The following is a 21,477-nucleotide window of genomic DNA, read 5'->3' as shown; positions in this document are numbered from 1 at the left end:
CGACCCATTTTACAAGGAGCGAGCGCGGTGAATAATTTTTACGATGATTCTGAAGCCCTGATATTTCCTTTATCCTCGGCCCAGCGGCGACTCTGGACGCTGGCCGAAATCAATGAAGCGGACGTAAGTTACAACATTCCTTTTGCCTTGCGCTGTCGCGGTAAGTTTCATTATCAGGCGCTGCGCCAGGCGCTGGCCGATTTACAGCAGCGCCATGAAATTCTGCGTACCAGCTATGGCATTATCGACGACAGCCCGATGCAGCGCATTCATCCTGCCGAAGACAATCTGGCGCTGCCGCTTATCCGTATTAACGAAGCACAGCTGGAGAAAAAACTGGCAGAGGATGCCGCCGAGCCTTTCAATTTGCAGCTGGCTCCCGTTTTTCGCGCTCGCGTTTACCAGTTAAACGATGACCATCATATTCTTTCCATGGTCGTTCACCATATTGCCTGCGACGGCTGGTCGGTCGCTATTCTGCTGCGTGAGCTAAGCCATTTCTACAATGCCCGCGTAGCCAGTCTGCCTGCGACGCTTGCCGAGCTTCCTTTACAGTATGCTGACTATGCCGAATGGGAAGAAGCGGAAGCTAAGCGGACGGCAAATCAGGCAGGCGAGGCTGGAACGGCGCATCATTTGCAGCCTGCGGTTGCGTTACCCGGCTGTGAGACTGACGAAGCGGAGCAAGAGAACGCCTGCGGCATCGTTCAGCAACGTTTTGACGCTGACTTTCTGCAAAAACTTAACGGCTACGCCCGCGAACGCCATACCACGCTGTTTGTCACTCTGCTGGCAGGCTTTATGGCGCTGCTGCACCGGTTAACCCAGGCTGACGATGTCTGTATCGGTTTTCCGGTTGCCAACCGAAAGCGCAGTGAGCTGGAAAATATCGTCGGCTATTTTGTGAATACGCTGGTTATCCGCGATGAAATAAGCCGGGACGATACCTTTGACAGTCTGGTTCGCCGCTGTGCAACCAGCGTGCTGGATGCGCTGGAGCACGAAGAGGCCAGCTATGAGAAATTGCTGAAGCAAACCCCGCGTGAAAATACCAACAGCGTGCCGTTTACGGCCATGTTCGCCTTCGAGAATATTTCCGCAACCGAATTTGCGTTTACCGATCTGCAAATCGAGCCGGTCGATGTTTATCCGGCCCAGGCTAAATTCGACCTCACGCTGCTGCTGAAGCAGGACGGCGAGGCGCTGACCGCAACCTTCGAATTCCGTCGCGAGCGTATTTTACCCGAGGTCGCCCGTGCCTGGATGGCGTGCTATCAGCGCTTACTGGAGGCTGAAGTGCTGACCCCGGGCCAGGCAATTGACCGGGTAAAGCTGGCGGATGCTCTTATCACACCGCCTGCATCACCGACGAGGGCTACCGATCTTTGTGCGCAATTTGAGTCAGCCGCAGCGCGCTATGCCGATCGGGTGGCGATCAGCTACGAGGGCGAGCGGCTGACCTATGCGGCGCTCGACAGCGCGGCTAACGCGCTGGCCTGGCGGCTGCGCGAGCAGGGCGTCGGCACCGGGCCGCACGAAAGCCTGGTGGGCCTGAGCGTCGGGCGCGGTCCCGGCCTGCTGGTGGGTATCCTCGGCATCCTCAAGGCGGGCGGCGCGTACGTGCCGCTGGACCCGGTTTATCCCGCCGAGCGCCTCGCCTTCCTGGCCGCCGACAGCGGTATCCGGCTGGCGGTGGCCGACGACACGGGCCTGGCGGCGCTGGCCGGGCTGGACGTGCAGGCGGTAAGCCTTGCAGCGGACGATTCGCGCCGGGATGACAGTCAGGCTCCGCCGCGCGCGCTGCATCCGCAGCAGGCCGCCTACGTTATCTACACCTCCGGCTCCACCGGGCAGCCGAAGGGCTGCGTGGTCAGCCACGCCAGCGTGGTGCGGCTGTTTACCGCCACTGAACACTACGGCTTTAGCGGGTCGGACGTCTGGACGCTGTTCCACTCCTACGCGTTCGACTTCTCGGTGTGGGAAATCTGGGGCGCGCTGCTGCACGGCGGGCGGCTGGTGGTGGTGCCTTACCTGAGCAGCCGCGACCCGGAGCGTTTTGCGCAGCTGCTGGAGGCGGAGTCGGTAAGCGTGCTGAGCCAGACCCCGGCGGCGTTCCGCCAGCTGACGGCGGTATCGGCCGGGCGGGACTTTGCGGCGCTGCGGCTGGTGCTGTTTGGCGGCGAGGCGCTGGAGCCGGGCAGCCTGGCGCCGTGGTTCGCGCAGCACGGCGAGCGGGTGCGGCTGGTCAACATGTACGGCATCACCGAAACCACGGTGCACGTCACCGAATATACGCTGACGGCAGAAAGCATGGCGCAGGGCAGCGTGATAGGCGCGCCGCTGGCGGATTTACACGTGCAGGTGCTGGACCGCTACGGCGAGCCGGTGCCGGCGGGGGTAACGGGCGAGATGTACGTGGGCGGCGCGGGCGTGACGCGGGGCTATCTGGGCCGGGCGGCGCTGACGGCGCAGCGCTTCGTGCCGGACCCGTACGGCGCGCCGGGAGCGCGGCTTTACCGCTCGGGTGACCTGGCGCGCCGCCGGCCGGACGGCCGGCTGGTGTACCAGGGACGGGCGGACCAGCAGCTGAAGCTGCGCGGCTACCGCATCGAGCCGGGCGAAATCGAGGCGGCGCTGCGGGCGCAGGCGGGGGTCCGCGACGCGGCGGTGCTGCTGGATATCCCGGCGCAGGGCCAGCCGCGTCTGGTGGCCTACGTGGTGGGCGGCGAGGGGCCGCAGGCGCTGCGCGGGGCGCTGTCGGCAACGCTGCCGGAGCACATGGTGCCCGCGGTGATTATGCCGCTGGCGCAGCTGCCGCTGACGGCCCACGGCAAGCTTGATCGTAAGGCGCTGCCGAAGCCGGAAGTCACGGTATCGGCGGGTGGCGAAGCGCGTACCGGGGTGGAAAAAGCGCTGGCTACCATCTGGAGCGAGGTGCTCTCTGTTCCGGAGCCGGGCATCGACGACAACTTCTTCACGCTGGGCGGCGACAGCATCAGTTCGCTACAGGTGGTTTCCAGAGCCAGGGCCGCAGGAATCGGTATCACGCCTAAGCAGGCCCTGCTTTTCACTACTCTCCGCAAGCTTGCGGCGGTGGCTGATACCTCTAAAGGCAACGTAGCGCTACAACAAAAAGCCCGCTGTCCGTCAGGCCCTTTGCCAGCCACGCCGATTATCGCCTGGTTCCAGGCTTTAAAATTGCCCGAGCCCGCGCACTGGAATCAGTCGCTGGCGCTTGAAATAGTACGCCCCGTTGCGCCAGCTCTGCTTGCCCGCGCGCTGAAAGCGGTGGGACAGCATCACGATGCCTTCAGGCTGCGCCTGGACTACGACAGCGTGGAGAGCCTCTCCCTGGCCGAAGTCATGCAGGAACCTTTCCCGCTTGCGATCCGCCCCGTTAACTCTCAGGCAGAGAGGGATGCGGCCATCCTTCAGGCGCAGCAGGAGCTCTCTCTTGATGACGGCCCGGTTGCCCGCGCCGTGCTGATCCAGCACGCGGGCATGGCTGATATCCTGATGCTGGTGATCCACCATATTGCGGTTGACGCGGTTTCCTGGCACATCCTGCTGGACGATCTTGACCTAGCGCTAAAACAGCTGCTGAAAGAGCAAGAGATTGCGCTGGCCCCGGTTGCCACCGACCTGGCCGACTGGAGCCGTTCTCTGCAAGCCGCAGCGGAGCGTGCCGATCCTCAGCGCTGGCTGACGATGGCGGCGCAGGGCTACCCTTCGCCATTCCGTGATTTTGCGGCAGTGCAGGGGCTGAACAGAGAACAGGGACTAACCGTCTGTAGCCGCACGCTCTCGCTGGAAAGCAGCGCATTGTTTTTACAGCTGCTCGCCAGAGGCAGTGAAGCCCGCGCCTCTGCGCTGCTGTGTGCCGCGCTGTGGCGGCTTTTTAATGAGCAACCGCTGGCGGTAACGCTGGAACACAACGGTCGCGATGTAGATACGGATGCCGATCTCTCCCGCACGCTGGGCTGGTTCACCAGCCTCTATCCTTTCCTGTATCGCGGACAGCCCGCGCTGGCGTCGGCTGAACTGCTGGCCGGGATCGAATCCTCGCTGCTTGAGCTGGCACCGCACAAAGCCGAATATGGTTTAGTCCGCTGGCTGGGCGACGATGAAGAAGTCCGGGCCACGCTCGACGAGGCCGATCTGCCAGCCCTGAGCCTGAACTACCTGGGCCTGCTTCCCGAGCAGCAGGAAGGCGAGTTTGTGCTGCGTCACGATATCAGCAGCGTCGATCGCGCTGTCGGCAACGTCAGGGCCTTTACCCTGGATCTGGTCGCCGTAGTGATTGGCGGCGAGCTGCGGTTTTACTGGAACTATTGCCGCAACGTGCTGAAACCCGAGATCGTCGAAGGCTGGGCCGATGCGCTACAGCTGCATTTACAGCAGCTTCTTAGCGAGCTGAGCGCCCGGCCGCTGCTGGTCGCCGATTTCCCGCTGGCCAACATCCGGCAGATTCAGTTTGAGGCGCTGGTCGGCAAGCAAGCCGTGACGGACGCCTATCCCTTGTCGCCTTTGCAGGAAGGGATGCTGTTCCACAGCGTCGCCGAACCCGAAAACCATGCTTACCACGAGCAGGCGGTGGCCCTGCTTGAACGACTAAATCCAGAGTTGTTTATCGAAGCCTGGAAAATATTGATCTCCCGACATGATATTTTGCGTACCAGCTTCCACTGGCAGGACCTGCCGCGCCCGCTGCAAATCGTTCATGCCACGGCCGAACTGCCGGTTACGGTAGCTGACTGGCGCGGCGAAAATGCGACCGAACGGCTTGCGACGTTTTTACAGCAGGATGCGGCTGAAACGTTCGATTTAAGCGCGGCACCTCTGCTGCGAGTGATGCTGGCCAGGATGGACCACGACAGCTGGCGCTGGGTATGCAGCTATCACCACATTTTAATGGACGGCTGGTCGCTGCCTTTACTGATGGGCGAGCTGGTAGAAATTTATGAAAGCCTGGCGGCGGCCGCACAGCCGACGCTGCCGCCGCCGGTACAGTATGGGCGTCATATCGCCAGGCTGGTGCAGCACGCCAGCGGGCAAAGCGGTAAGGTTTTCTGGCAGAACGCGCTGTCTGGCCTGCAACGTCCCACGCTGCTGAGCCCTCAGCAGCAGCCGTCCGCGGATTATCACTACCTGCTGGTAACCCTGCCGCCGGAACAGGAGCAGGCCGTCCGCACAACCGCGCGCGAGGCCGGGGTTTCGCTGGGCAACGTCTTTAATGCGGCCTGGGGAATATTGCTGGCGCTCTCCGGCCACGGCAACGACGTGGTGTTTGGCAGCACGCTTTCCGGCCGCGAGGCAGGCGTAGAGGACGTTGATAAAATGATCGGGCTTTTTATCAATACCTTACCCCTGCGTTTACGCCTGCGGCCCGACATGAGCGTGCGCGACCTGCTGCATAAAGCCCGGCAGTTTCAGGCTGATTTACAAGAGCACAGCCACGACCGCCTGGTTGACGTCCAGCGCTGGAGCGGCCTGGAAGGCGACGGGACGCTGTTTGACAGCGTGCTGGTGATTGAAAACTATCCCGGCGGCGCGCCGGAAGATAACGGTAAGGGCTTCCGGCTGGTGGAGTTTGCCTATAAGGAACACTCAAACTATCCGGTCACGCTGGCGGTACTTCCCGAGAACGGCCTGAAAATTAAGCTTGATTATAACTGCGCCACTTTTGATGACGCAGCGGCGGCCCTGCTGCTTAAGCGATTAACTGATTTGATCGGTAAAATGGTCGAGGATCCGGATCGCAAGCTGAGTACGCTGGATCTGCTGGCGGAAGAGGAGCAGGTAAGCGCCCGCCAGGTATGGAACGCAGGCGCATTCAACGCCGCGTCGCCAGTGCTGGCGCACCAGATGTTTGCAAATAGCGTTAGCCGCCAGCCGCAGGCTCCGGCGCTGTTGCAGGGCGAAACAAGATACGACTACAGCCAGCTCAATCAGAAGGCCGACGCGCTGGCCGCGACGTTACAACAGCAGGGCGTGGGGCCAGAATCCGTGGTGGCGGTCATGCTGTCGCGCGGGCCGGAAGCCGTGATCTCGTTCCTGGCGATCCTGAAAGCGGGCGGGGTTTATCTGCCGCTCGATGCCCAGTATCCGGTCGACCGTCTGGATTACATGCTGCGGGACAGCCGGGCAGTGATGTTGCTCAGCGATAAGGCGCAGTCCATAGAGAAACTGACCGCGCTGCCGGATGCGCTGCTGCTGCTGGACAGCTTCGACTTTACGGCGCAGGTCCGTCCCGTCGCCTGTACCAGCCTGACCGCCAACAACCTGGCCTATCTGATTTATACCTCCGGCTCTACCGGCAAGCCCAAGCCGGTAGGCGTCTCCCATGCCGGTATCGCCAATTTGCAGGCGGAAACGGCGCGGATGCTGGGGACGGATGCTAACGCCAGAGTCTATATGCAGGCTCCGCTGAGTTTCGATGCCTCGGTATGGGAAATGATGATGGCGCTGTTTGGCGGCGGCGCGCTGGTGCTGCCGGATAATGATGCCGAAGGCGACGTGCTGGCCGCGCTGAATCAGGCCGCCGAACGCCACCACTTTACCCACGTGCTGGTCACGCCAGCGTTGCTGGGACTGCTGGCGGATTACGCCTTGCCTTCTCTCCATACCCTGATTGTGGGTGGCGATGCCTCAGCGCCGGGCATGATGGCGCACTGGGCGAAAAGCCGCCGGGTTTTCAATGCTTACGGCCCATCGGAATGTACGGTGTGCGTGGCGATTGAACCTTGTGACGTAAACACCATTACGCCGCCGCTGGGGCTGCCGCTCCAGGGTATTCCAATGTATCTGCTTGATCCATGGGGGAATCCTGTCCCGCCGGGCGTGACCGGAGAGATCTTCCTGGGCGGTGATAGCCTGGCTCGTGGCTATATCGGCAGGCCTGCCCTGACGGCTGGCGTCTTTATCCCGGATCACCTGAGCGGCGTGCCCGGCGCGCGGCTCTACCGTACCGGAGACACCGCTATTCGCCTGCCGGATGGCCGCATCAAATATGCGGGCCGTACCGGCGGTTACGCCAAGCTCAGGGGCAACCGCATCGATCTTAATGGCGTAGAGCTGCTGTTGCAGGGGCATCCTGCCGTGCGGGAAGCGCTGGCGATGATCCGGACGGTGGAAAACGGCCAGTCGCTGATCGCCTGGGTCGTAGCCGAAAAAGGCACCGATGCAGACGAACTGCGCGATTACATGGTGAAGCATGCGGCCGCGTTCGAAGTGCCGGGTGCCATTGTACCGCTCGCCAGATGGCCATTAACGCCTGCCGGTAAGATTGACCGCAACGCTTTACCTCTTCCGACAGCCGCGCCGCGCCAGTCCGTTGATGGCAAGACGCTCAGGCCGGTGGAAGCAACGCTGCTGCAAATCTGGTCGCAGGCGCTTGGCCGCGACGATATCGATCTGCACGATGACTATTTTTCGCTGGGCGGCGATTCCATTATCGCGCTGCAAATCACCTCGCTGGCCCGTCAGGAAGGATGGTCGGTGACGCCGAGAATGGTCTTGCAGCATCGCACCGTGGCGGCGCTTGCCGCTATGGCCAGCGTGCTCGACACCCATGAGCCGGAGCCGGACAGCGCGAAGGTGGAGCTGGCGCCGATCCAGCACTGGTATTTTGCGCAAAACCTGCCTGCCGTCGCGCACTGGAACCTGAGCATCCGCCTGGAGCTACAGGCGCGGATGACGCCGCAGCTGCTCCAGCAGGCGCTGAACGAGCTGGTGAAACTGCATCCGGCGCTGCGTCTGCGTTTTGAACAGGTCGACGGCGTCTGGCAGCAGCATTACAGCGCCGCTGCGGCTATTCCGCTTGAACTGCTGCCCGCCTCGCATCAGCAGGCGGCCGTCCGGGAAGCCGAGCTTCAGTCGCTGCTTAATCTTTCCACAGGGCCGCTCGTGCGCGCTGCTTATCGCGATGCCGGAGAAACGAACCAGCCCGAGCTGGTGCTGATCGCGCATCATCTGATCATGGATACCTGGTCGTTACGCATCCTGACAGAGGATCTGGCCTCCATCTATACCTCGCTGCATAGCGGCACGCCGATCCGCGTCCTGCAGGAAGGCACCAGCTATCGCCAGTGGTCACAGTGGCTCAGCCAGCACGCCACAGACTTTACTTCACAGATACCTTACTGGCGAAACATGCTGGACGCCGGAACGCCGCCAGCGGCAATGCCCCGCAAAGGCTGTGTCGGCGATCGCCAGGTCATCTTTGCCGAGCTGGACAGAGAGACCAGCGATCTCCTGACCGGCGATGCGCACCAGGTCTACCACAGCCGTGGGCAAGAGCTGCTGCTGACCGCGCTGGCGCAGGCATGGCACCGTTGGTGCGGCAACGCGCATCTGGCCATTGAGCTGGAAACGCACGGTCGTGAAGCGTTTCAGGATGCCGCGATGGATCTCTCGCGCAGCGTGGGCTGGTTTACCGCGCTGTTCCCGCTGCGGATTGCGACCGGCAGCGGCTGGGCCGACACCGTTGATAACGTCAAGCAAACCCTGCGCCATATCCCTTCCGGCGGCCACGGCTACGGCGTTTTACGCTATCTGCAACAGACGCCTGACCTCTGCGAACCGGCACCACCGTCCATCAGCTTTAACTACCTGGGCGACACGGCCATGTCAGCCTCGTCCGCGATGGCTATCCGGCTTTCCCGGCGCGAAGCCGGGCCTGGCCAGGCCGCGTATCAGCTACTGCCTCATGCTCTGAACGTCACGGTAATGCTTGTGGCGGGTCGGCTGCGGTTTTCGTTGGCCTATGCCGACACCGCCGCCGATGCCGCGATGCAAACATTGCTCAACCACTATCAGCACGCCCTGCACGATTTGGCCGAACATTGTCGCCTCGCCGAGCCGGTTGACCTCCAGAGCAGCGATGTCTCCGGGGTTCAGCTCAGTGACTCAGAGTTGTCTGCCATTTTGAGCGATTTAACCGAGGACGACCAATGAACACCAGTGTGAAAGCGAAAATCCGTATTGAAAGCGCCCATAAGCTAACGCCTTTGCAGATGGGCGTGCTGTTCCACGCGATGTATGCGCCCGACAGCGCCGCCTATTTCGAACAGCTGTTTTGTCGGCTGGATGGCGATATCGATCCGCAACAGTTCGAGCAAGCGCTGGCGTTACTGGCCCAGCGGCACGCCATTATGCGCACGGGTATTGTGACCAAAGGCCAGCGCGATCCGCTGCAGGTCGTGCTGGAAAAAGTTTCCGTGCCGCTAACGGTCTACGACTGGCGCGATCGCAGCGGCGACGTACAGGAAACCGCCTTTCAGAGGCTGCTGGATGATGACCGTCAGGAGGGCTTTAACCTCAACCGACCGCCTCTGATGCGCTTTATTTTAGTGCGGTTCAGCGAGCGGGAGTGGCGGCTGGTCTGGAGCCATCACCATCTGCTGCTGGATGGCTGGTCGGTACAGCTGCTGCTGAAGGATTTTTTCCAGCTGATGACGGGCAACAGGACGGAAGCCGCCTCCAGGCCGTTCTCTGATTACCTCACGTGGCTGGAGGGACAGTCGCAGGACGCCGCCCGCGATTTCTGGCAAAGCATACTGGGCGACCTGCAGACGCCGACGCCGCTGGGCATCGATAAGCCGACCGGTGCAGGAGAGAAAGATTTTGCCGAGCGCCGTCACAGCCTGAAGGTGCCGGAGCTGGCTAACGTCGCTTCCGCCTGCAAGGTCAGCGTCGGCACGCTGCTGATGGCGGGCTGGGCGGTGCTGCTCGGCCACTACGCGCGCAGAGATGACGTGACCTTTGGCGTAACCTTATCGGGACGTGCGATTGAGCTGCCCGGCGTCGATAACATCGTCGGGCTGTTAATCAACACGCTGCCGCTGCGCCTGCGGCCGGAGCCGCAGAGGAAGCTTGCTGACTGGCTGGCGGAAGTGCAGGAAGCGCAATTTGCCCTGCAACGCTACTCCTACAGCGCGCTGTCAGATATTCAGACCTGCAGCGGCGTGCCGCAGGGAACCTCCCTGTTTGAAAGCCTGCTGATTATCGATAACTTTCCCGTTGGCGATCTGCGTTTAAGCGAGCAGCTGCCTTTCGAAATGAGCGGGATCGATATGTATGAGCGCACTCATTACCCGCTGGCGCTGACGATGGTGCCGAAAGAGGGCGAGGTTTCGTTAAAGCTCGGCTACGACCGCAGTAAAATTGACGACGCAACCGCCGAAAAAGTGATCGGCGATTTTGAGCTGCTGCTGAATAAAATCAGCGACCGCGCGGACGCGACCGCCGGTGAGTGGGCCGAATGCCTGGGTTCCGCGCCGTTAGCTGAAGTGCGCACAGGCGAGCAGCATGCCCATCCCGATGGGCAGACGGAGCGGTTCTGGCGCGACTACCTGCATGGCGTGGAGGCCAGCCCGGTTGGCGAAGAGCGCGCGCGTAACGGCGCTCATCAGCGCCTGACCACCGAACTCTCTTCTGCGCTGACGCAGCGCCTGTCGCCGCTGGCAATAAGTCAGCAGGTGACGGTAAACACGCTGGTGCAGAGCGCTTACGCGGTCGCGCTGGCCCGCCTGACCGGACGACAGGAGACGATTTTTGGCGTAACGTTATCCGGCCGTCCAGCGGAGCTGGCGCAGTCGGAAAATATAGCGGGCCTGTTTAGCCAGACGCTGCCGATGCGCATCGACTGCGCGCCGGGCACCGACGTCGCTGCGTTTTTTGAACAGGTGCAGGTTTCGCAGGAAGAAATTGAGCGGCACGCCGACGTGCAGCCTGCCGATATCCAGCGCTGGGCGGGCTTTGCTGCCGATTGGTCATTTTACGACAGCGTGCTGATCTGTGCAGAACCGGGGACAGGTGAAGCCAGCCTGAACGCTGACGCAACGGCAGAACATTCTCACTATGCCTTCTCGCTGTACGTTAAGCCGCGCGGCACGGAGCTGACGCTGGAGGCGGTATTCGATCCGGCGCGGGTTGACGCGACGCGGGCAAACCTGCTGCTTGAGGGCACGCGCGGCATGCTGGCGCAGCTGGCCGACGGCGCAACCCACGTTGGCGCGCTGCGGCTGACCAGCGGGGCGGAAGCGCAGGACGCTGTTTATCAGGACAGCGCGGTGACAAAAACCATTCGTCAGGGCAACGCGGCCCAGCAGGCGAAAAATACCGTCCGTGAGGACAACGCGGGCGCATGGTCGGAAGAGGCCGCCCGCCAGGACAATGCGGCGCGGCAGGTGCAGGAAGCGGGCCTTTACAACACCATGGCGCGGCAGGAAGAGGCAGACGCGAGCCTGCCGGAGCTGTTCCGCCGCGCGGCCGCGCATGCCCCGGCGCAGCGGGCGGTGTCCGGTGCCGACCGCGAGCTGAGCTACGGCCAGCTGCTGGCGGAGAGCCGCAACTTTGCCCGCCGCCTGGCCGGACACGGCGTGCGGCCGGGCATGGCGGTGGCGGTGTGCCTTGACCGCGGGGCCGACATGCTCGCCGCGCTGCTGGGCGTGATGTGGGCGGGGGCAGAATACGTCCCGGTTGACCCGACGCACCCGGCCGCGCGGCGGGCGATGATTCTGGAAGACGCCGCGCCGCAGCTGGTGGTGGTGGATGCCGCTAACGAGCGGGCCTTCGACGGCCAGCCGACGCTGCGCTACGCCAGCGACTGGCGTCAGCTGGACGGCGAGCTGCCGGGCGACGCGCTCTCTCCGCTTGCGCCCGCCTACACCATCTTTACCTCCGGCAGTACCGGACGGCCCAAAGGCGTGCGGGTCACGCACGGCGCGCTCGCCAATATCCTGCTGCACTTTTGCACCAGTCCGGGGCTGAACGCCGCCGACCGCCTGCTGGCGGTCACCACGCTGAGCTTTGACATCGCGGCGCTGGAGCTGTTTTTACCGCTGAGCTGCGGCGCGGAAGTGGTCATCGCGACCGCCGCGCAGGCGACAGGCGGCCCGCTGCTGGCGGAGCTGATAGCGCGCCACGGCATCACGGTGATGCAGGCCACCCCGGCCAGCTGGCGCATGCTGCTGGCGGCGGGCTGGCGGCCGCCGGAGGGCTTCCGCGCGTGGTGCGGCGGCGAGGCGCTGCCTCTGGAGCTGGCGCGCGACCTGCTGGCGACCGGCGTGCAGCTGTGGAACCTGTACGGGCCGACGGAGACCACCATCTGGTCGGCGGAAACCGAAGTGACCGAACCGCTGGCCGCGCCGCTGCCGGTAGGCGGGCCGATACGCCAGACCGCGCTGTACGTGCTGGACGGTGCCGGACAGCGCCTGCCCGCAGGCGTCAGCGGCGAGCTGGCTGTCGGCGGCGCGGGGCTGAGCACGGGCTACCTGCGTGACCCGGCGCGGACCGCGCGGGCCTTCCGTCCCGACCCGGACGGCGCGGAGCCGGGCAGCCGTCTTTACCTGACCGGTGACCTGGCGCGCGAGCGCACCGACGGCCGCATTGAGGTGCTGGGACGGCTTGACCACCAGATTAAGCTCAACGGCTTCCGCATCGAGCTGGGCGAAATCGACGCGGCGCTGCGCGCGCTGCCGGGCGTGCGTGACGCGGCGGCGGCAATCCACCGCACGGCGTCCGGCGGTCAGCTGGCGGGCTATCTGGTGGCGGCAGAAGACGCGCCGGAAGACGCGGTCTGGCTGGCGTCGCTGGCTGAAGCGCTGCCGCGCTACATGCTGCCCACGGCGCTGGTACGGCTGCCCGCGCTGCCGCTGACCGCAAACGGCAAGATCGACCGCAAGGCGTTGCCTCAGCCGCAGATCCGTAATACCTCTTATGTGCAGCCTCGCACGCCGGAACAGAAAACGCTTGCTGCCATCTGGCAGGATGTACTGGGCGTGGAGCAGGTGGGCATCACCGACAACTATTTCTCTCTGGGCGGCAACTCGATCCTCAGTATCCGCGTGGTAACGCAAGCCGCCGCGCAGGGTATCCGCCTGAACATTGAAGACCTGTTCCAGAAGCTCACCATCGAACGCCTGACGGAAAGTAATAGCGCACCCGTTCAGGCCGCCGAAGCGCCGCGCATTGAAGCCTTTGCGCTGCTGACGGAAGAAGATCGCCGCGCCGTTCCGGAGGGGGCGGTGGACGGCTATCCGCTCAGCGAGCTCCAGGCCGGTATGCTGTTCCATAACGGCGCTGATGAAACGAATCGGCTCTATCACAACGTGGTCAGCTATCTGCTGGATAACCCGGCGATGGACACGGACGTGGTACGCCAGCGGATGAACAAGCTGATAGCCGTGCATCCGGTGCTGCGTACGGGCTTTTCACTGGCGGGCTACAGTCGGCCCCTGCAATGGGTTTATGCGCAGGCAGAACCTTTGATCGAAGAAGAAGATTTGCGGGAAGCCAGCGAAGTGGCTCAGCTTACCCTGATTGGTCGTGCGCAGCAGCGCCTGCGCGAAGAGAGATTCGATCTGGCTAAACCGCCGCTGCTGCGCCTGCTGTTCCAGCGCCTTGACGACAGCCGCTGGCAGGTCACCGTTGCCCTGCATCACGTCATTCTGGATGGCTGGAGCCTGGCGTCACTGTTGACTGCCTTGCTGCATGGCGAAGCCGCAGAAGCGACGGAACCACAGCAGATCTTCCGCGACTTTATTCATCTGGAGCAGCAGGCGCTGCACAGCACGCGTGACCATACGTTCTGGCAGAAGCAGCTGAAAGATCTGCCGGTGACTACCTTACCGCGCTGGCCGTTTATCGCTAAGAACGCAGAGGCCGCGCAGGCTAACTACGAAACTGCCTTGCCGCCAGCCTTATATCGGGGCCTGACAGCGCTGGCACAAGAAAAAGGCGTGCCGCTAAAAAGCGTGCTGCTGGCCATTCATATGCGTGTGCTGGCCCACTGGAGCGGCGAACGCGAAGTCGTGACGGGCCTGGTGACCAACGGCCGACCCGAAAGCGCAGGCAGTGCCGAGGCGCTGGGACTCTTCCTTAACACGCTGCCAATGCGTATCAATACCGGCGGATTAACAGGCAGCGAGCTGCTGGAAGCCGTCCGCCAGGCAGAAAGCGCCCAGCTGCCGCACCGACGTTTTGCCATGACCGAGCTGCGCCGCATGCTGCAAAACAGAACGCTGTTTGAAACCACCTTTAACTTTGTAGATTTTCACGTCTACAACGATACGGTCACCCGTGGGCGCGACAGGTTTGATCCGGTGAAAGTCCTTAACGCCGCAGGCAGTCAGGCGCTGGATATACCGCTGGCAACCAGCTTCAGCGTCGATCGGCAACAGGGCACGCTGCACTTGATTTTAACCTGTGACGGCACGCTGTTCCCGGCCGCACAGGTGGAGGCTATGGGTGCCAGCTATCTGCTTGCGGCTGAAGCCCTGCTCGAGGGCGCGGAAGAGATATGTGACAGCATGGCGCTTATTTCGACAGAAGAAAGGGACGAAATAGCACAGCGCTCTTGCGGTGCCAGCGCTGTATCGCAGCCGGTGCTACAGGCATTTCAGACAATAGTAGAGCGTCATCCGCAGGCGCTGGCGGTAGTGAGCGCCGATGGCGAGATGGACTATGCAACGCTGGATCGACGCGCTAACGAGCTGGCCGCGCAGATGCAGCGTGCCGGGCTGCGTCCGGATGTGCCGGTAGCCTTGTTGTTTGAGCGCTCGCCCGATCTGGTTGTCGCCATGCTGGCCGCCATGAAGGCTGCCTGTCCTTACGTGCCGCTGGCGCCTTATCTGCCGCAGGGCAGGCTGGCGGAAATTCTGGCGGACGTCAGGCCGCAGGCGACGTTAACCGTGCAGGCGCTGCAACATATTCTGCCGGTGGCAAGCGATGCCGGCCATCTGTTTGCCCTGGATGCCTTGCCGGAAACGCCTTATCCGTTACCGGCACTGCCGCAGGCCCATCCGGCCACGCTGGCCTACCTGTTGTTCACCTCAGGATCGACCGGGCGACCAAAAGGGATTGGTATTCCGACGGGCGCGCTGGCTAACCACATGGCCTGGATGCAGCGTCGTTTCCCGCTCGCGCCGGGCGACCGCGTACTGCAAAAAACCCCGGTTGGTTTTGATGCTTCCGTCTGGGAGTTCTGGGCGCCGTTAATGGCGGGCGCAACCCTGGTTTTACCTGCCGACGGTGTGCAAAACGATGCGATAGCGATGCTGGAAGCCGTGCAGCGGCATGCGATAACCGTGCTGCAACTGGTGCCGGGCGTGCTGGATATAGTGACCCGATTGCCAGAGCTGGCTGCCTGTACCTCCTTGCAGCGCGTGTTTGTTGGCGGGGAGGCGCTCCAGGCCTCGACCGTTGAACGCTTTAACGACGTGCTCGGCGTGCCGCTGATTAATCTCTATGGCCCGACCGAAACCACCATCGACACCACTTTCGCCTGCTATGGTGGCGATGTCGGTGAAGTAGTGAGCATCGGCGAGCCGATCGATGGCGTCTCCGTTTACGTGCTTGACCAGTACATGCAGCCCGCAGGCGTCGGTATTTATGGCGAGCTATGGATTGGCGGCGCTGGCGTAGCCCGAGGGTACTGGGATCGCGCTTCGGAAACGGCAGCAAATTTCCGCCCTGATCCTTTCTCAACGCAGCCGGGTGAACGCATGTTCCGCACCCGTGATGTAGTGCGTTGGCTACCGGAAGGCGGCCTGCAATACGCCGGGCGCAGCGACAGCCAGATCAAACTGCGCGGTAACCGCATCGAGCTGGCCGACATTGAAGCCGTGCTGGCGCGCCAGCCTGGCGTGACCCGCAGCGCCGTGCGCGTCTGCGTGGAAAAACCGGGACAGCTGGTGGCCTGGGCCATGGGCCCGGCGGCGCAGGAAGCCGCGTCGCTGATTGCCGCACTACGTCACCATCTGCCCGACTATATGCTGCCGCAGCGCATTGTTGCCGTTACCTCATGGCCGCTGACGCCTAACGGCAAAACTGACTACGCGGCGCTGACGAAGCTTGCCGCCGTGACGGAGCCTGCGTCTGCGGTAGTGGCACCAGAAAGCGAGATTGAAAGCGAACTGGTGGCGATATGGCAGAAGCTCTTGCCGCACCTGACCTTAGGGGTCACAGAGAACTTTTTTGAAGTGGGCGGCGACTCGATTCTGGCTATGCAAATTGCCGCCGAGATGCGCCGTAAAGGCTGGGCGATGACGCCGCGCCACCTGTTCGAGCAGCCAACCATCCGCGAGCTGGCGGCGGTTATCGTGCCTGCGCACAACGAGCAACAGTCGGACTATACCGCGCCTGTAGGCCTGCTGCCGCTGTCACCAGTGCAGCGCTGGTTCTTTGAGCTGGAGCTGTCTGACCGGGCGCACTGGAACCAGGCGGTGATGCTTCGCGTGCCGCAGCATATTCAGCCGCACCGCCTGCAGAAAGCGCTGGAGCGGCTGGTCAGCCTGCACGAAGCGTTCCGTCTGCGCTTCGTGCAAAAAGAGACGAGCTGGTTTGCCCGGCTGGAGGAGAACGCGGGCGACTGGTACAGCAGCCTGAACGTTTCCGATCTCTCCGCCGCCGCATACCAGAAGGTCACGGATTCTCTGGTCGAAACCACCCAGCGCAGCCTCGATCTGGAACAGGGGCCGCTGTTTAAAGCGGTACACCTTGATAAAGGACTGGAGGTGGAAGGGCGCCTGCTGCTGGTTATCCACCATCTGATCGTTGATGGCGTCTCCTGGCGCATCCTGCTGAACGAGATCAACCTGCTGCTTGACGGCGTTGAACTGGCAACACCTGCACCAGGCTTTGGCGGCTGGCTGGCGTTGCAGGAGAAGTATGAGATGCCGCAGGCGGTGCTCGACTACTGGCTGGCGCAGGCGACAAAGTCGGCGGAAGAGTTTCGTGCGCCATCTTTTATTCAGCCACAGCACAGCGGCCACTACTCGCAGGTCAGAACGATTGAAAAGTCTTTTGGCAATCCGATCGCGCAGCGGCTGACAGATCATTCACAGCTGCACCTTAAGGCCAGGCCGCTGGAGCTGCTGCTTACGTCGGTGCTCTGTGCCATGGGGCGCTGGGCGCATGAAGATCGCATCGCGCTGACGCTTGAAGGACACGGCCGCGATAACGCCGGTGACTGGGCGCTGGAACGTACGCCGGGCTGGTTTACCGTGCTCTATCCGGTGATGTTCGATCTGAAAGATACGGACAGCGAAATGACGGTGCTACAGATGGTCAAGAAGACGCTGCGGGAAGTTCCCGATGGCGGTTACGGCTACGGGCAGCTGCGCGATACTGAACAGCTGCCGCCGGTCTCATTTAACTATCTGGGCCAGTTTGAAGAGAGCGATGAGCGCGGGCTGACCGTGGTTGACGAGGCCGTTGGCGACAACGAGGACCCACAGGGTAAACGTCCGTTCCCGCTGGAGATCGTTGCCTTTATCCGCGCCGGAAAACTCACCCTGCGTTGCGTGTTTGACGACCGGGTTCCGGAAGCTGCAAACATCACGGCAATGCTCGATTCCGCCGCTGACTGGCTGCAAAAAATGCTCGCCTGTGAAGATGTTTCTGCCGCCTGGACGCTGCATGATTTTCCGCTGGCCGACGAGGAAGAGCGCGGCCTGGCGGTAGCGCTGGGCGACGCGGGCAATCATCTTGCTGACCTGTGGAAGGCCACGCCAACCCAGCAGGGCATGCTGTTTCACAGCCGCTTAGAAAACGGCACGAGCGAAGTCTACCTTGAGCAAATCGTGATGCGGCTGCATGAGGAGATGGATGCCGATCTGCTGGCGCAGGCGTGGAACAGGGTGATTAATCGTCACGATGCCTTGCGCGTCTCCTTTGTCTGGGAAGATCTCGACCATCCGCAGCAGCGGGTGTGGCGTAGCGTTCAGGTTCCTTTCGAGACGGTCGATCTCCAGGGCAATGCCGCTGAGCTTGAAGCATTCATGGCGGCAGATCGGCAGCGCGGTATCGACTTAAGCGTCGCGCCGATGATGCGGGTTAGCCTGCTCAGGAAACAAGGTAAGCCGTGGCGTCTGGTCTGGCTGCATCATCATGCGCTGCTGGACGGCTGGTCGATGGCGCTGATCTTTAACGACCTGGCCGAGTGTTATCGCGCGCTGAAGCTGAACCAGCGCTGGCCGACAAATTCTGCGCCTTCTTACGCTACCTACCTTCGCTGGCTGCAACAGCAGGGCGCGACTCAGGAGACGGCAGAGCGGTTCTGGCGCGAGTATTTCCAGGGCCTGGAGCTGGCCAGCCCGGTTGGTGAAGAGAGCACGCGTACCGGTATTCATCAGCGCGTGACCACGAAGCTCTCTTCTGCGCTGACGCAGCGCCTGTCGCAGCTGGCGGCCAGCCAGCAGGTGACGGTAAACACGCTGGTGCAGAGCGCCTATGCGATTGCGCTGGCCCGCTTGAGCGGACGGCAGGAGGCGCTGTTTGGCGTAACGTTATCCGGCCGTCCAGCGGAGCTGGCGCAGTCGGAAAATATAGTGGGTCTGTTTATCCAGACGCTGCCGATGCGCGTTAACTGCGCGCCGGGTACCGCCGTCGCCACGCTGGCCGCTCGGGTGCAGGCTTTACAGGGGGAGATTGAGCGGCACGCCCACATTCAGCCTGCCGATATCCAGCGCTGGTCGGGCTTTGCCGCCGGACAGCCGCTGTTCGACAGCGCGCTGATTTACGAAAACTACCCGCTGGGCCAGGGGCTGGTGGAGGCTTCTGACAGCCTGAACGCGGATGTAACCGAGGTGCTCGACCATCCTCACTACGCCTTTTCGCTGTACGTTAAGCCGCGCGGCTCGGAGCTGACGCTGGAGGCGGTATTCGATCCGGCGCGGGTTGACGCGACGCGGGCAAACCTGCTGCTTGAAGGCACGCGCGGCATGCTGGCGCAGCTGGCCGACGGCGCAACCCACGTTGGCGCGCTGCGGCTGACCAGCGGGGCGGAGGCGCAGGACGCTGTCTCCCACCACACCATGGCGCGGCAGAAAGAGGCAGACGCGAGCCTGCCGGAGCTGTTCCGCCGTGCGGCCGCGCATGCTCCGGCGCAGCGGGCGGTGTCCGGTGCCGACCGCGAGCTGAGCTACGGCCAGCTGCTGGCGGAGAGCCGCAACTTTGCCCGCCGCCTGGCCGGACACGGCGTGCGGCCGGGGATGGCGGTGGCGGTGTGCCTTGACCGCGGCGCCGACATGCTCGCCGCGCTGCTGGGCGTGATGTGGGCGGGAGCCGAATACGTCCCGGTTGACCCGACGCATCCGGCCGCGCGGCGGGCGATGATTCTGGAAGACGCCGCGCCGCAGCTGGTGGTGGTGGATGCCGCTAACGAGCGGGCCTTCGACGGCCAGCCGACGCTGCGCTACGCCAGCGACTGGCGTCAGCTGGACGGCGAGCTGCCGGGCGACGCGCTTTCCCCGCTTGCGCCTGCCTACACCATCTTTACCTCCGGCAGTACCGGACGGCCCAAAGGCGTGCGGGTCACGCACGGCGCGCTCGCCAATATCCTGCTGCACTTTTGCACCAGTCCGGGGCTGAACGCCGCCGACCGCCTGCTGGCGGTCACCACGCTGAGCTTTGACATCGCGGCGCTGGAGCTGTTTTTACCGCTGAGCTGCGGCGCGGAAGTGGTCATCGCGACCGCCGCGCAGGCTACCGGCGGCCCGCTGCTGGCGGAGCTGATAGCGCGCCACGGCATCACGGTGATGCAGGCCACCCCGGCCAGCTGGCGCATGCTGCTGGCGGCGGGCTGGCGGCCGCCGGAGGGCTTCCGCGCGTGGTGCGGCGGCGAGGCGCTGCCTCTGGAGCTGGCGCGCGACCTGCTGGCGACCGGCGTGCAGCTGTGGAACCTGTACGGGCCGACGGAGACCACCATCTGGTCGGCGGAAACCGAAGTGACCGAACCGCTGGCCGCGCCGCTGCCGGTGGGCGGGCCGATACGCCAGACCGCGCTGTACGTGCTGGACGGTGCCGGACAGCGCCTGCCCGCGGGCGTCAGCGGCGAGCTGGCTGTCGGCGGCGCGGGGCTGAGCACGGGCTACCTGCGTGACCCGGCGCGGACCGCGCGGGCCTTCCGTCCCGACCCGGACGGCGCGGAGCCGGGCAGCCGTCTTTACCTGACCGGCGACCTGGCGCGCGAGCGCGCCGACGGCCGCATCGAGGTGCTGGGACGGCTTGACCACCAGATTAAGCTCAACGGCTTCCGCATCGAGCTGGGCGAAATCGACGCGGCGCTGCGCGCGCTGCCTGGCGTGCGTGACGCGGCGGCGGCAATCCACCGCGCGGCGTCCGGCGGCCAGCTGGCGGGCTATCTGGTGGCGGCAGAAGACGCGCCGGAAGACGCGGTCTGGCTGGCGTCGCTGGCTGAAGCGCTGCCGCGCTACATGCTGCCCACGGCGCTGGTACGGCTGCCCGCGCTGCCGCTGACCGCAAACGGTAAGATCGACCGTAAGGCGTTAGCCGACATTGAAGTCACCAACAGAAGCGCCAGCTTCCTGCCGCCGGAAGGCCCGGTTGAAACGGCGGTGTGCGCTATCTGGCAAACCGTCTTCTCGCTTGAGCAGGTTGGGGTAGAAGACGATTTCTACGCGCTGGGCGGTCATTCGTTAATGGCTACCCAGATCCATACGCGCATCGTGCGCATCTTCCGGATCTCTCCGCCGCTGGGCGAGGTATTCAGAGCAACCACGCCACGCGAGCTTGCCGCCGTCATTTACGCCCATGCCGATAAGGATCGGGCCAGTCAAATGGCGGAAGCTTATTTACGTCTGCGCGCAATGACGCCCGAACAGCGCCAGGCATTACGTAACGAAGGAACGCTTATCACAGGAGGTTCGGCATGAACTGGGAAAAATCTGTTGCCATCGTCACCGGCGCAGCAGGAGGCATCGGCGGGACTTTCGTCCGCCAGTTGCTGAGCGGCGGCTGTCGGGTAGTGGCCATCGACAAGCAGAGCGACAGGCTGGAAGAGCTGGCGGTGGCGTGCCAGCCCTGGCGCGACGCGCTGGCCATCCGGCCCGTTGATATCACCAACGAAGCGGAAGTACGGGCGACCTTTACCGAACTGAGCATGCACTTTGGCGTGCCGGAGATTCTGGTCAATAACGCTGGCGTGCTGCGCGATGGCCTGCTGGTGAAGAAGGATGCAGACAGCTTTGTGCGCAAACTGCCTACGGCGCAGTGGCGCGGCGTGCTGGAAGCTAACCTGACCGGCACGTACCTGATGAGCCGGGAATTTGCCGCAATACGATCGCAGCAGGCGGGCGACGGCGTCATCGTCAACATCTCTTCCGTGACCAGCGCCGGTAACCCCGGCCAGTCTGCCTATGCGGCTTCCAAAGCCGGGATGGACGCGCTGACCCGCACCTGGGCGCTGGAGCTGGCCGACAGCCATATTCGCGTGGTCGGCATCGCGCCCGGCCTGACCGACACGCCGATGGCCCGCGCGCTGCCGGAGGCCGAGCTGGACGACATGCTCAAAAATATTCCGCTGGAACGCATGGCCACGCCGCTGGAAATCTGGCAGGGCCTGCGTTTTGCGCTGGAGTGCGATTACTTCAACGGTCGTATTTTGACCATTGATGGCGGTGCAGGATTCTGCTGAGTATCAGCATCTTTAACACAACCCTAACTTATCCGAGG

3 protein-coding genes are annotated in these 21,477 nt (G+C 63.2%); all 3 read left to right on the top strand.

What is annotated here, in order from left to right:
• Positions 1-27 precede the first annotated feature (27 nt).
• The 3 genes from KUE00_RS01280 to KUE00_RS01270 are packed head-to-tail and all read left to right on the top strand — an operon-like array spanning position 28 to position 21,439.
• The gene (locus tag KUE00_RS01280) at positions 28-8,955 is read left to right on the top strand and encodes a non-ribosomal peptide synthetase (RefSeq protein ID WP_246757684.1); all 8,928 of its coding nucleotides are present in this window, start codon (positions 28-30) and stop codon (positions 8,953-8,955) included.
• A complete protein-coding gene (locus KUE00_RS01275) occupies positions 8,952-20,678 on the top strand; it encodes a non-ribosomal peptide synthetase (protein ID WP_246757683.1) in 11,727 nt (3,908 codons plus the stop codon). The genes KUE00_RS01280 and KUE00_RS01275 overlap by 4 nt, the downstream gene beginning before the upstream one ends.
• Positions 20,675-21,439 carry an SDR family NAD(P)-dependent oxidoreductase gene (locus KUE00_RS01270; RefSeq protein WP_246757682.1) on the top strand — a complete coding sequence of 255 codons (765 nt, stop codon included), beginning with the start codon at positions 20,675-20,677 and terminating at the stop codon, positions 21,437-21,439. Before KUE00_RS01275 ends, KUE00_RS01270 begins: the two co-directional genes overlap by 4 nt.
• The last annotated feature ends 38 nt before the right edge of the window (positions 21,440-21,477 follow it).

It is taken from the genome of Erwinia phyllosphaerae, assembly GCF_019132875.1.
GTDB lineage: Bacteria > Pseudomonadota > Gammaproteobacteria > Enterobacterales > Enterobacteriaceae > Erwinia > Erwinia phyllosphaerae.
The sequence above is the reverse complement of the archived record's forward strand: the minus strand, read 5'-3'. Positions and strand labels throughout refer to the sequence as shown.

Excerpts from the sequence above, each read along its gene's own strand:
- KUE00_RS01275 (WP_246757683.1), top strand. The coding sequence starts at position 8,952 with ATGAACACCAGTGTGAAAGCGAAAATCCGTATTGAAAGCGCCCATAAG.
- KUE00_RS01270 (WP_246757682.1), top strand. The coding sequence starts at position 20,675 with ATGAACTGGGAAAAATCTGTTGCCATCGTCACCGGCGCAGCAGGAGGC.